This is a genomic window from Pseudobacter sp., assembly GCF_051955275.1.
Lineage (GTDB): Bacteria > Bacteroidota > Bacteroidia > Chitinophagales > Chitinophagaceae > Pseudobacter.
On the sequence record NZ_JBQCGW010000019.1, the window covers coordinates 34,470 to 48,690 of the forward strand.

Consider the following 14,221-nt stretch of genomic DNA (forward strand, 5'->3'; position numbering starts at 1 on the left):
AATGGTCAGATCTCTTTTGATCCTTTGCATCATAGCAGGTATGGTGCTTCCGGCTGCTGCCCGGCAGGTGCAGATAAGCAGGGACGAACTGATTGCGCTTACACGTGAATGGAAAGGTGAGCGGTTTCCCGATGGAAGGCCGAAAGTGCCGGATGATATTCTCAGAAGGATGAAATCGGTAAGTGTGGAAGAGGCCTGGGCCACTATGAGCAATGCCGGGTACCGCTACCAGATTGCAGAGGGATGGGAGCTCATCAATCCGGATAGTGTGCTGGTAGGCCGGGCAGTAACAGTAACGTTCATGCCCGGACGGCCCGATGTATGGAGTGTTATTGATTCAATCGGAAAAAAGGAAGGAAGAAGGGCCCAGAATGTATGGGCCGTGGAAATACTGCAAAAAGGGGATGTGTATGTTGCGGACCAGTTCGGCGCAAAGCGTAACGGGCCTACCATCGGCGACAATGTCGGAAACGCCATCTATGCCAAAACAGGGAACGGCATTGTGTATGACGGCGCCCTGCGGGATGTGGAAGGACTGAAGGAAATTGGCGGGTTCACTTCTTTTTATACCAGCTACGATCCTTCGTATCATAACCCGGGTACCGGGCCCAACAGGGACCTGACCACCATGATCACAGGCATCAACCGGCCTACGCGTATCCGCACGGTCACGGCAATGCCCGGAGATGTGGTGCTGGGCAAACTCGGTGTGGTGGTATTCATTCCGCCCCAGCTGGCTGAGCGCGTGGTGATCACCTCGGAAATAGTACGGCTGAGAGACCTGTTCGGGCATCAGCGTTTGAAGGAAGGAAAGTACACGGCAGGCCAGATCGATACACGCTGGTCGGATGAAATAGAAAAGGATTTTTCCAGATGGCTGAATGAACATATTAATGAATTACCGGTAGGGAAAGCGCAGATCCAGGAATTCCTGAAGGAAAGGACCTGGTAATGCTTCATACATTTCCCGCCTGTTTTCAATAAACCGATTCCAGACTTTTCAAATTATTACAATGACAAATTCGAGAAGATCATTCATAACAAAAACAGCCTTGACAGCGGCCATAGCACCAGTATCCGCCTTATCCGTTTTCGGGAACGGACTAACGGAGGCGGTGGATAAAAGTCCTCGGTCTTCGGCGCCTTCCGATCTGAAGATCAAAGAGGTGAAATGTGGTTATTCAGGTGGTGGCCTCTTCATCCAGATCACCACCAACCAGGACATAGTGGGGTATGGAGAAGCGGTGGATGCTGTTGGAGGAACCTATCACCTGGTGCAACGCCTGGGCGGTTTCTTAAAAGGAAGAAGCCCTTTAAGTCCCAATGTGATCTTTGAACAATTCCGCAAAAGCGCTTTTTTTGGCGGTGCTCAATCAGGCATGTATGTAGCTGTATTGAGCGCATTCGATGCTGCATTATGGGACCTTTGTGGTAAAGCATTAGGCCTGCCGGTTTACCAGTTGCTGGGTGGAAAGTTCCGGGATAAAGTAAGGGTATACTGCGATACACAATTGTACTCCGTTCGTAATCCTAAACCGGAGGAGTATGCGAAAGTGGCCCGGGTGGCGGTTGACAGAGGTTATACTGCCATTAAATTCGATCTGGATGAATTCAACGATCCCAATAAATATGACAGGTGGAACTGGACGGCCAGTCTGGCTGAAATTGAAAGGATGTACAATTCAATTGAAGCTGTGCGGAAGGAGGTGGGACCTCATATAGATATCTGTTGCGATATGCACGGGCGTTATGATGCGCCAACCGGAAGGAAGGTGGCGAAAGTGATGGAGCCATTGAACCTGATGTGGCTGGAAGAACCCGTTCCTGCCGATAATGTGGACGTGTATAAAACCATTTCGCAGGAAACCAGTACTCCTATTTGCGGGGGCGAGAATTTTTACCTCACTTTTGGTTTCACCCGTTTGTTATCCGAAGGCGCCGTTGATTTCATCATGCCTGACCTTCAGAAATGTGGTGGACTTGGTGAAGGGCAGCGTATTGCCAACCTGGCGAACGCTTATTATGTTCCATTTTCGCCGCATATGGTCGGCTCTTTCCTGGGTGCAATGGCCACGGCGCATGTTTGTGCTTCAGTACCAAATTTTCATATCCTCGAATGGCAAAGTCAATTCGATACGGAGAAAAAATGGAAAGATATCGTTGTGTATGATAAACCATTTATCGAAAAAGGATTCCTTCCGGTTTCCGACAAACCCGGCATTGGGGTTGACCTGAACCTGGAAGGCCTGAAGAAATATGCCATACCGGGCATCCCGTTTTTTGAATAGGCCCGTGGCCTGTACAACACCTCATTTCTTTACTTTCAAATTTTTTGCCGTGAAGAAAATTACGACGCTTTCATTATTGCTTTGCCTGTTATATGCTGCTTCCGCACAGGAGAAAAAAGCAGGCTCAGGCACCATCGAATTCCTGGAACCGGAGCTATACGGGCTGATCAATAAAGATGCAGTAGTGGAAATCATTGCAGAAGGTTTTCAGTTCACAGAAGGGCCGGTATGGGTGGAAAAAGAGCAGATGTTGCTGCTCTCCGATGTGCCGGGCAATTGCATTTACAAGTGGACGGCAGCAACCGGCAAGACCATATACCTGTCACCTGCCGGGTATACTGATTCTGCAAAACGGGGCGGTTTTATGGGGCCCAATGGTCTCGTGATTTCTGAGGATGGGAAACTGCTCATTTGCCAGCATGGCGACAGAAGGATTGCCGCCATGGATGCACCGCTCCATGCGCCGAAGCCTGTGTTCACTACCGTGGCTGCAGGGTATGATGGCCGCAGGTTCAACAGTCCGAATGACCTGTGTTTTGCCGGCAATGGCGACCTGTATTTTACAGATCCCTGGTATGGGTTTGAAAAAGGACCGAAAGATCCTGCGCGCGAGATCCCTTTTCACGGAGTATATAAAATGGATAAGACAGGCAAGGTCACCTTGCTCATCGATTCGATAGAAGCACCCAACGGAATTGCTGTTTTTCCGGATGGAAAAACCTTACTGGTGGCCAACTCCGACAACCTCAAAAAAAGATGGTATGCCTACACCATCAAACCTGATGGTACATTGACGGATGCGCGGATCTTTTATGATGTAAGCAATGAAAAGGGAGCAGGAGGATGTGATGGGTTGAAAATAGATGCTCAGGGTAATGTTTTTGCTACAGGGCCTGGTGGCATCTGGATCTTCACTCAGGCAGGTAAACTGATCGGAAAAATTAATATCAATGGAACAAGTGTTGCCAACTGTGCTTTAACAACAGATGGCAACACTTTATATCTAACTGCAACGAAATATTTATTGCGTGTGAAAATGAAATGATGTGCAGGCACTGATCAAAGAAGATCTGTGCTGTCTGCTTATCTGAATAACAGCGGCGCCAGTTCACGCAGGCTGCGGCGCCAGGTCAGGAACTCATGTGCAGTATTCTCTGAAATATAGGATACGGCGTTGATGCCGGCAGCTTTGAGCGCAGCGGTGGAATTCTTAACGGCATCAGGACGTTCCTTACTGCCGCAGCTCTGGAATATAAGCTTCACTTTTGATTTGTCTTTTATCTCTTCAGGTGTATAAATACCACCGCTCATCAGGGCGTACCAGGAAAAAACGTCCGGCTTGTTGAGTGTGATGGTATGTGTTTCCATGCCACCCATGGAAAGGCCGGCCATGGCGCGGTGAGAGGATTTGGCGATGGTACGGAAGTTGGCATCGATATAAGGGATCAGTTCCTCCGTCAGCACGGTCTGAAACGGCTCGATCTTAAAGCTTCTTATCCCTCCGAATTTTACATCATTGGTCATTCCATAGGTCATTACAATGATGAAGGGCAGTGTTTTTCCTTCAGCGATCATATTGTCCATGATCAGGTTGGCCCGTCCCTGGTTGCTCCAGGCAGTTTCATCTTCGCCCCATCCGTGTTGAAGGTAGAGTACGGGATAATTCTTCTTTGCATGACCATCATATCCCGGTGGGGTATACACGAAAGCCCTGCGGGATGTATTGGTGCTGGGGGAGGGGAAAAGCACCTGCACCACCTGTCCATGCGGTACATTTTTGAGGGCGTAAAAATCCTGGTCATGAGCGGGGATCTCGATGCCGCTTTCCCAGCGAACGGATCCATAATAATTCAGGGCGCCCGGATCATTGAACTTTCCGCCATCGATCCTGACGTTGTAATAATGGAAACCTTCATCCAGCGGGCCTTCTGTAGTGCCCATCCAGGTGGAGTCCGGCATTTGTTTCAGTTTTGTGCCGCCCCTGCCACCAAGACCCAGGCTGACACGGACGCTATCCGCAGAAGGAGCGATGATCTTGAAACGGGCGTAGCCCTGTGAGTTGACCTGCGGGTATTCCTGCCCGGGTTGATTCAGGGAAGAAGGCTTGAAGTCTTCCTTTACCTGGTCAGGATTTGTTTGGGCAATGACCGCAGCAGGTAATATTGCCGCAGCTAAAGCAAATACCAGTGATTTCATCTTAGGCGATTTTAGGTGTATGGTAAAATGGTTATTTCTGTTTCCTGATCTTCGCGATATATTCGGAAGGGAGCATGCTGAATTTCTCTTTGAAAGACCTGGTAAAATAATTAGGCGTTGTAAAGCCAACTTCATAGGCGGTTTCCGAAATGGACAATTCCTTTTTTTCCATCAGGGAGATAGCTTTGTTGAGCCGGAAGGAACGGATGTATTCCACCGGTGTTTCGCCGGTTATTTCCAGCATTCGCGCATACAGGGTTCCCCTGCTCATGCCGATCTGCTTGCTCAGGTTCTCTACCGATAACTGGGGATTGGTCAGGTTATTGTCGAGATAATTCACGATGCCTGCCAGCAGCTTTGCATCCGGTGATTCCATTTCTACTTCCGGCATGGCAACATGGATCTGTTTGGAGTAGGCGGTCTTCATATTATTCTTCAGATGTAGCAGGTTCCTGATCTTGGCATTTAAAACTTCAATATTGAATGGCTTGGTAATATAGTCGTTGGCTCCTGCCTCGAGGCCCTTCAATTGTTGTTCATGGCCGTTCATGGCGGTGAGCAGTATTACCGGTATATGGCTGGTCCTTTTGTCGGATTTCAGTTTGTTGACCAGTTCGATCCCATCCATTTCCGGCATGCTGATATCGGTAAGGATCAGTTGCGGGTGATTGGATAATGTTTTTTGCCAGCCTTCTTTTCCATTGATCGCTTCCAGTATCTTATAATTGTTGCGAAGATTGTCTTTGAGGTAATACCTGAAATCTTCATTGTCTTCCACCAGCAGTAAAGAAAGGTCTTCGGGTAAATTGTTTTCTGCACCTGCCGATACCGGGGTTTTTGGATGCGGATCCGGATCCGGCGCGGGCAAATTGGGTTGTACAACGGGCATTACCTTCTCCGCTTCAATAGCGCGTTTAAGCGGTAATTGTATGGTGAAGGAGCATCCTTTTCCCGGTTCACTTTCCACCTGTATCCTGCCATTGTGCAGCTCAATGAATTCTTTGGTGATGGAGAGGCCGATGCCGGATCCCTGGTTGAGGATAGCGTTGTTTTCATTCTGGAAGAACCGGTTGAAGATCATTTCTTTTTTATCTGCGGGGATACCGATGCCGGTATCGGTCACAATGATGGACACCATTGTATACTCCGGATCGTCCGTGCTCTCTGCTTTCTGAAGGTCTACTACAATATGCCCGCCGGGTAAAGTGAACTTAAATGCGTTGGACAATAAGTTGAATAATATCCTTTCCATTTTATCCCTGTCGAACCAGGCATCCAGCCGGTCAATACAGGTTTTGAGCGTGAACTCGATATTTTTCCTTTCCGACATGTCCCTGAAGGAGTCCGTCACTTCCTTCAGGAAGGAAATGAACTCACCCTTTGATAACCGGAGTTTCAATTCCTGCTCTTCCATGGTTCTGAAATCGAGCAACTGGTTTACAAGGTTGAGCAGCCTTCTCGCATTCCGCCTGATCATATTGAGTTTGTCCTGTTTTTCAGGGCGGTCTTCTCCTTCTATCAACTGGTCTACGGGCCCCATGATCAGGGAAATGGGTGTGCGGAAATCATGACTGAGATTGGTGAGGAATTTGATCTTCATCTGATCCAGTTGCCGTTTCCTTTCGATCTCCTGTTGTTCCTGTTCGCGGGCAAATTTTTTCCTGATCCTGGAGATGCCTTTATGACGGCTGTACAGGATAATGGCTCCAAAGGCCAGTATGTAAAAGATATAAGCGTAGGTGGTACGCCAGAAAGGAGGCTTGACATACACTTTGATGGTAGTATCGTTTGCGCTCCAGATGCCGTCGTTGTTGGCAGCCTTCACCCGGAATATGTATTCGCCGGGGTCCAGGTTGGTGTAGGAGGCGATATTCCCGGAGCCGGTATAGTTCCAGTCTTTGTCGAACCCATCCAGTTTATACGCATATTGGTTCTGCCTGGCCATGGTATAATTCAGGGCAACAAAGCCGAGTGCAAAATTCTGTTTGTAGTTGAGCCGTATTTCACTGGCTATCGAAATATGATCCTTGATAGCTGCCTCATTACCGGCCTGTACTGATTTGTTGGAGATCCTGAGATCGGTGAGTATCACGCGGGGAACGTTCCTGTTCACCCGCAGTTCACCGGGATAAAAATGGTTGAAGCCTTCCAGCCCGCCAAAGAAGAGCTCGCCATCCGGCAGTTGTAACCCTGCCGCACGAACGAAGTTGGAATTCTGCAGCCCATTCATATAGGTGAAATTCCAGAAGGTATCTGAGCCTGTATCCAGCCTGCTGATGCCAGTATTGGTAGACAGCCAGAGTTTACCGGTATTGTCTTCCACTATCTGATAGATCATGGTATTCTGCAAACCATCCTTCTCCGAGTAGAGCCTGAATTGCTGTTTTTCCGGGTTAAAGGCGGCCAGACCGCTGTAGGTGCCTATCCACATTTTTCCTTTTTTGTCTGGCTGGATACACTGGATCTTATTGCTCGGCAGGGAGCTGTTCTCCTGCGTGAAAATTTTCCATTTGCCCGTTGCCGGTGTAAAAACAGCGATGCCGCCTCCATGGGTTCCGATCCAGATATTCCCATCGGGGTCTTCTGCGATAGCACGGATATAGCCATTGATGGGCAACAGGGTTTCGTTGTTCCGCGGAAGTGGGGAATACCTGGCGGTCACGTGTTCGTCACGCACAACAATGAGCCCGTTCCCGTTTGTGCCGGTCCAGATATTTCCTTTGCTGTCTTCAAACAAACAGAAAATATCATTGCTGGTGAGGTCGTCCGCTCCGTTTCCTTTTACCAGTTGCCTGGTTTGCCCGGTTTGCTGGTTTAGAATGATCAGGCCACGGGTGTAAGTGCCGATATACAGTTTGTTGTTGCCTGAAGGCAGCAGGGCGAGCACAGAGAGATTATTGCCCTGTGTATTTTTCAGTGGAATATTCACAGGACGTACCTGGTCGTTTTTCCGGTTGAGCTCGTACAGGCCATTGCCGTCTGTTCCCAGCAACACGTTGCCGTTTTTGGTTGCGGCAAGTGATGTGATGACCGCCACATGGTCCCTGTTCTCCTGGAAACTGCTGCTCAGGGTGAGGTCGAAGAGATTGAGGTTCTTGTCGTACTTGCAGATACCACCCTGAAAGGTCCCCAGCCAGTATATGCCCTGCTGATCGATGTACACGCACCGCACTCCTTTGCTGGTCAGGCTCTGGTGATTGCGGTTCTCCTGCGTGAATACCGTATGGGTACCGGTTGCAATATTGTAAGTATATAATCCATTGGTGCAACCTATCCATAACAGTCCCTGGTCATCAGCCGTGATGCAGCTGATATCTCCTTTGTCTAAAAAAGAATAACGGGTGAACCCGGATCCGTCAGGCTTCAGTTTGCACAGACCTGTAGCGGTACCTACCCAGATATTCCCCCATTTATCTTCCGTGACTGCTCTTATGCTGTTATCGGGTAAGCTGGCGGGGTCATTCGTGATATGTTCGTATCTTCTTTGTGAATTTGTTTTGATATCATACCGGAACAGGCCTTCGTCTGTGGCGATCCACAATGCTTTTTTACTGTCTGCATACACGGAAGTCAGCGTTGCCCTGATCTTCTTTCCCATCGCATCCTTCAGTTCCTGCCTGGAAATGGACCGGGATTGAGGGTCCAGCATATACAGCCCTTCGAACTGAGCGATCCATACCATACCCCTGTAATCGCTGCAGATGCTCCTGATCACATCGCTGTTGCTGAGCAGGGCAGCGTCTGATTTCACCGGATTATGCAGAAAACGGTCCTTCTTCCTGTCGTACATGCTGAGCCCTCCGCCACTGGTGCCGATCCAGAGATTGCCTGTTCTGTCTTCATGTAACGTCAGTACTTCATTGGTTGGTAAGCTGGTACTGTCGCCCGGTTTGTATCTGTACACGGTAAAATTGGTGCCGTCGAATTTATTCAGGCCATCATCAGTGCCAAACCACATGATGCCATACCTGTCTTTAAGTATCGTGTTCACCGAGTTCGACAGGAATCCATCCCTGGAGCAGAGCGAAGTGAATTTGATGTCCCTGTTCTGTGCCAGGGTATTGGAGCATATGGCTGATACAGCGCAAAAAAGGATATAGGCAATTTTTTGCATGTCGGCAATCGTTTTGGTTTGGCAAGGGATGTAGCGGAATGAACAAATCTGCTACTATCCTGAACAATTTGTCAATCTCCTTGAATATCGCTTTTTTATTTTTACTTTCACTTAATAAATGTACGAATGACATTTATTATTTCCTATAAATTTCTGATTGCTTAAAACGCTGCTGCCATGTGTAATAAAAACTTCCTGCCGGAATGTACTGTAACATTGCAGGCTCCTTTCCTGATTACCAGTGCAGTAACTGGCGCTCCTCTGCCGCAACGCTTCAAAATATTTATTAAATACCTGAATTGCAATAATGAAAGCATTTAAATCAATAACCGCCGTATTGGCGGTGATGGCGGTGATTTTATCGGGTGGCCGCTGTATGGCCCAGGTACATCCTTACCAGGATCTGCGCCTGTCATCGGAACAAAGGGCCGCTGATCTGTTGGCGAGGCTGACACTGGAAGAGAAAGCCTCCCTGTTATTCGATCAGTCGCCCGCTATCCCCAGGTTGGGCATCCGGAAGTTCAACTGGTGGAGCGAAGCATTGCACGGATTGGCCAATAATGAGAATGTAACGGTTTTTCCCGAGCCTATCGGCATGGCGGCCTCATTCAATGATTCGCTCGCATTCGAAGTGTTCAATGCCACTTCCGATGAAGTGCGGGCAAAATACCATGACGCTCTCCGCAGTGGAAAAGAGAACAGGCGTTTTCTCAGCCTCTCGGTGTGGACGCCCAATATCAATATTTTCCGTGATCCACGATGGGGCCGCGGGCAGGAGACCTATGGAGAGGATCCATATCTCACTTCCCGCATGGGCGTAGCAGTAGTGAAAGGATTGCAGGGACCTCCCGGTGCCAGGTACCGTAAATTACTGGCCTGCGCCAAGCATTATGCCGTGCATTCGGGACCAGAGTGGAGCAGGCATACCCTCAATCTTTTTCAGGTGCATCCACGCGACCTGCATGAAACCTATCTCCCCGCCTTCAAATCGCTGGTGATGGATGCGGACGTGCGCCAGGTGATGTGTGCTTACCAGCGCCTGGATGATGAACCCTGTTGCAGCAACAGCCGCCTGCTGCAAACCATTTTGCGGGAAGACTGGGGATTCAAACATATAGTAGTGTCCGACTGTGGCGCCATCACCGATTTTTATACCAGTCATAAAGTGTCTTCTGATGCAACACATGCGGCAGCAAAAGGGATACTGGCGGGAACCGACGTGGAATGTGTATGGGAAGGTTATGCCTACAGGCAACTCCCGGATGCTGTAGCAAAGGGATTGGTGAAAGAAGCCGACATCAACAAACGCCTGTTGCGTGTACTGATGGAACGCATCGATCTGGGTGACCTGGATCCTGACGACCAGGTACCCTGGGCCGGGATACCTATCACCGTTGTGAACAACCCGCAAAACAGGGCCATTGCGCTGGAAATGGCGCGTGAATCCATGACGCTGCTGCAGAACAAGAATGGTGTACTCCCTTTAAAAAAAGTGGCCGGAAAGATCGCCGTTATCGGCCCCAATGCAGATAATGATCCGATGCTCTGGGGAAATTATAATGGTAAACCTGTACGGACGATCAATATCCTGGCCGGCGTCCGCTCTAAAATACCTGCCAACAGCGTGTTGTACGATAAAGCCTGTGACCTGGTAGAGAACAAGGTGACCCAGAGTTTTTTTACGCATTGCGCATTCCAGGATAAAAAAGGGTTCAAGGTAACGTATTGGAATAACCGAAATCGTGAAGGATCGCCCGTTATTACGGAACAAATAGTCAATCCCCTGAAGCTGACCACAGCCGGCCAGCATGAATTTGCTTCAGGAGTACAGTTACAGAATTTCTCGGCTTTGTATGAAACGGAGTTCGTGGCACCGGCCTCCGAAGAGATCGTTTTCAAGTGTGGCGCCACAGGATCCATGAAATTGCTGGTGAACGGCCAGGTGATCCATAACACGAATAACTGGAGGACCTTATTGTCGAGGATCCCTTTTAAAGTGGAAAAAGATAAAAAATATAAAATAGAGATACAGTACGTGCAGCTCAATAACTGGCAGGCTGAACTGGAATTTGATTTTGGAAGGGAGCTGGACATTGATTTCGACAACCTGATCAAAAAGCTCAAGGGCATAGAAACGGTGGTATTTGTTGGTGGCTTGTCCACTTTACTGGAAGGGGAGGAGATGCCGGTATCTTACCCGGGTTTTAAAGGCGGTGACCGCACAGATATTCAATTGCCGGAAGTGCAACGAAATTGTCTCAAAGCGTTGAAAGCTGCCGGCAAGAAGGTAGTATTTGTCAACTGCTCCGGGTCCGCCATCGGGCTGGTGCCTGAAACAGGAACCTGCGATGCGATCCTGCAGGCATGGTATGGCGGAGAATCAGGAGGACAGGCCGTAGCCGATGTATTGTTCGGTGATTACAATCCATCCGGAAAATTACCAGTCACTTTTTATAAAGACACTACACAGTTAGCGGATTTTGAAGATTATTCCATGAAGGGGAGGACCTATCGTTTCATGTCTGATCCGCTGTTCCAGTTTGGATTCGGACTGAGTTATACCAGTTTCAGAACCGGCGAGGCAACGGTCAGCAGCAGCACGATCCGGAATACTGACAGTATTCGACTATCCATTCCAGTTACCAATACCGGTAAACGGAATGGCACGGAGATCATCCAGGTGTATGTGCGGAAGGCGGGAGACAATGAAGGTCCTCTGAAAACCCTCCGTGGATTCAAACGCTTACCTGTGAATGCAGGAAAAACGGCTGTTGCAACGATCACCCTTACGCCTGCAGCCTTTGAGTTCTTCGATGCAACGAAAGGCAAACTGGCGGTGATGCCCGGTGAATATGAATTGCTGTATGGCAGCAGTTCCGCCGACAATGATCTGAAGAAGCTGACTATTCTGATCCGGTAAAAAAACGATAATAAAATATCCCGAAATGACACAGAAACCTTTCCTGGCATCGATCATATTGCTCCTGGCTTTCACAGGCATCAGGGCGCAAAAATGGGAGCAGACTGACTATGGGATCAAAACCGTGGTTGCTGGTCTCAATATTGAAGTTCAGTTTTACAATCCGTCTGTGGTAAGGGTTATAAAGTTCCCCACGGGAAAAGAGTTTATAAAAGAAAGCCTGCCGGTGATCGCAAAGCCGCAGCAGATCGCAATGACCATAAAGCAGGATAAAAACCTGTTGACCATCAGGAACGCAACCATAAAACTACAGCTGAACCTGGCAAGCGGGGCGATCTCCTGCTTTACCAAAGAAGGAAGGCCGCTGCTGAAAGAAAAAGAAAACAGTTCCGCGTTCATGCCATTCGATGATGCCGGTAACAGCACATTCAGTGTCCGCCAGGCTTTTGTACTGGACCGGGATGAAGCCATCTATGGATTGGGACAACAGCAGCGTGGCAAAATGATCCAGCGCAATCTTCAGCTTCAGATGGTGCAGGGCAACACAGATGATTATATCCCCTTTTTCCAGTCGGTAAAAGGATACGGTGTGTTCTGGGATAACTATTCACCCACTCAGTTCATTGATAATGCAGACAGCACTTCTTTCAATTCTGTTGTGGGAGATGGCATCGACTATTATTTCATGTACGGAGGCAACGCTGACGGGGTGATCGCCTGCATGCGTGAACTGACAGGCCAGGCACCCATGTTCCCTTTGTGGACCTTCGGTTACTGGCAGAGTAAGGAGCGGTATAAAAGCCAGGATGAACTGGTGGGTGTTGTTAAAAAGTACCGGGAACTGGGTGTACCATTGGATGGCATCATCCAGGACTGGCAGTACTGGGGAAACAATTACCTGTGGAATGCCATGGAATTCCTGAATCCTGAGTTCTATGATCCTGAAAAAATGGTAAAAGACATTCATAACCTGAATGCACATGCGATTATTTCCATCTGGAACTCTTTCGGCCCTCATACAAAACAATACAGGGAACTGGAAAAGATTCATGCACTGATGGATTTCAAGACATGGCCTGAATCCGGTTCTGAAAAATGGCCGCCAAATCCGGCATATCCTTCCGGTGTAAGAGTATATGATCCCTACAATCCGGCAGCACGAGATATCTTCTGGAAATATCTCAATGCAGGACTTTTTTCCATTGGCATCGATGGCTGGTGGATGGATTCTTCTGAACCGGATCACCTGCAATCCAAACCTTCGGATTTCAACAACAAGACCTACCTTGGTTCTTTCCGGAAAGTCCGCAATGCCTTTCCACTGATGACGGTGGGAGGGGTGTACCAGCATCAACGGGAAGTATCTTCCGGCAAGCGTGTATTCATCCTCACCCGTTCCGCCTTTGCGGGCCAGCAACGGTATGGCGCCAATACCTGGTCAGGCGATGTATTCGCCTCCTGGAATGCCCTGAGGAACCAGATCTCAGCCGGACTTAATTTTTCACTCTGTGGTATTCCGTACTGGAACAGTGATATCGGTGGCTTCTTCCTGAATGCATTCCCTGCTAAACTGCAGGACCCTGAATACCGGGAATTATATGTGCGATGGCTGGAATTCGGCACTTTCTGTCCGATGATGCGTTCACACGGTGCTGATGCACCCCGTGAAATTTACCAGTTTGGAAAGAAGGGAGGGAATGAATATGATGCCATTGAAAAATTCATCAGGCTTCGTTACAGTTTATTGCCCTATATCTATTCCGCCTCCCGGGAAGTGACCGCTCAGCATTCGAGTATGATGCGTGCACTGATGATGGATTTTGCATCCGATAAAAATGCGTTGGACATCAATGATCAGTTCATGTTCGGCAGGTCATTACTGGTGAGCCCCGTTACTGCTTCCGTAAAATCCAAAGAAACCTATCTGCCCGCAGGTAGTTCCTGGTATGATCTCTGGACCAATGAAAGATCTGAAGGCGGCAGAAAGGTCAGCAAAACAACTCCCATCGATATCATCCCTGTTTATGTGAAAGCCGGCAGTATCCTGCCTATCGGGCCCCCCGTTCAGTATGCGGAAGAAAAGAAATGGGATGACCTGGAGATACGGGTTTATCCTGGGGCCGATGGAAAGTTTGTGCTATATGAAGATGAGAACGATAATTACAATTATGAGAAAGGCATCCATTCCTCCATCAGTTTTGAGTGGAATGATAAGAAAAAGATCCTCACGATCGGTGACAGGACCGGGGATTTCCCGGGAATGCTCCTGGAGAGAAAGTTCAGGCTGGTGCTGATGAACGGAACTTCAATCATCGCAAATGGAATAACCACGGGAGTAACCAGCACAGTGGATTATACAGGTAAGAAACTATCCATAAAATTATAAGAGGTGAATACTCACAAGAACGGCAACAGCCAGAAAATGATCCTGGTGGTATTGCTGATGATCATCAGTTTGCTGTCTGCTATCGCCCAGACGGTAAAAGTACAGTCACCGAATGGTAAAGTGGAACTTTCACTGTACCATGGGGATGAGGGATGGTATCTGAGCGTATCCTCAAAGCAGCAGGGAAAAACCACGGAGCTGATCCCGTCCATCGGTCTCGGGCTGGTGCGCAATGACCAGGCATTTGCAAAAGAATTACAATTACTCAGGATCGGTAAGCCTGTTCTCATTACTGAGCAATACCAGGCAGTACATGG

General features: G+C 48.6%; 7 protein-coding genes and 1 pseudogene. 6 read left to right on the forward strand and 2 right to left on the reverse strand.

The window, feature by feature from the left end; genetic code table 11:
* The first annotated feature begins 1 nt into the window (after position 1).
* The 3 genes from ACTHMC_RS02370 (at position 2) to ACTHMC_RS02380 (ending at position 3,333) form a co-directional block, all read left to right on the forward strand.
* A complete protein-coding gene (locus tag ACTHMC_RS02370) occupies positions 2-952 on the forward strand; it encodes an RraA family protein (RefSeq protein WP_440410476.1) in 951 nt (316 codons plus the stop codon).
* A 61-nt stretch (positions 953-1,013) separates the two neighbouring features.
* A complete protein-coding gene (locus ACTHMC_RS02375; RefSeq protein WP_440410478.1) occupies positions 1,014-2,288 on the forward strand; it encodes a mandelate racemase/muconate lactonizing enzyme family protein in 1,275 nt (424 codons plus the stop codon).
* A 49-nt stretch (positions 2,289-2,337) separates the two neighbouring features.
* A complete protein-coding gene (locus ACTHMC_RS02380) occupies positions 2,338-3,333 on the forward strand; it encodes an SMP-30/gluconolactonase/LRE family protein (protein ID WP_440410479.1) in 996 nt (331 codons plus the stop codon).
* Between the two features lie 38 nt (positions 3,334-3,371).
* Here the strand turns inward: ACTHMC_RS02380 and ACTHMC_RS02385 are convergent, their stop codons facing one another.
* Entirely contained in the window at positions 3,372-4,484 is a 1,113-nt protein-coding gene (locus ACTHMC_RS02385; RefSeq protein ID WP_440410480.1) for an alpha/beta hydrolase-fold protein, read from the reverse strand.
* A 31-nt stretch (positions 4,485-4,515) separates the two neighbouring features.
* Complete coding sequence (locus ACTHMC_RS02390) at positions 4,516-8,598, reverse strand: hybrid sensor histidine kinase/response regulator transcription factor (RefSeq protein ID WP_440410482.1); 4,083 nt, start codon at positions 8,596-8,598, stop codon at positions 4,516-4,518.
* Positions 8,599-8,905: 307 nt separating this feature from the next.
* Here ACTHMC_RS02390 and xyl3A point away from each other — a divergent pair, with 307 nt between their 5' ends.
* From xyl3A to ACTHMC_RS02405, 3 genes and pseudogenes are all read left to right on the forward strand, one after another.
* On the forward strand, positions 8,906-11,518 hold the full coding sequence (gene xyl3A / locus ACTHMC_RS02395; protein ID WP_440410484.1) for a xylan 1,4-beta-xylosidase: 2,613 nt from the start codon (positions 8,906-8,908) through the stop codon (positions 11,516-11,518).
* Between the two features lie 25 nt (positions 11,519-11,543).
* Entirely contained in the window at positions 11,544-13,904 is a 2,361-nt protein-coding gene (locus ACTHMC_RS02400; RefSeq protein ID WP_440410486.1) for a TIM-barrel domain-containing protein, read from the forward strand.
* A 3-nt stretch (positions 13,905-13,907) separates the two neighbouring features.
* A pseudogene (locus ACTHMC_RS02405) lies at positions 13,908-14,221 on the forward strand (hypothetical protein); the annotation flags it as partial.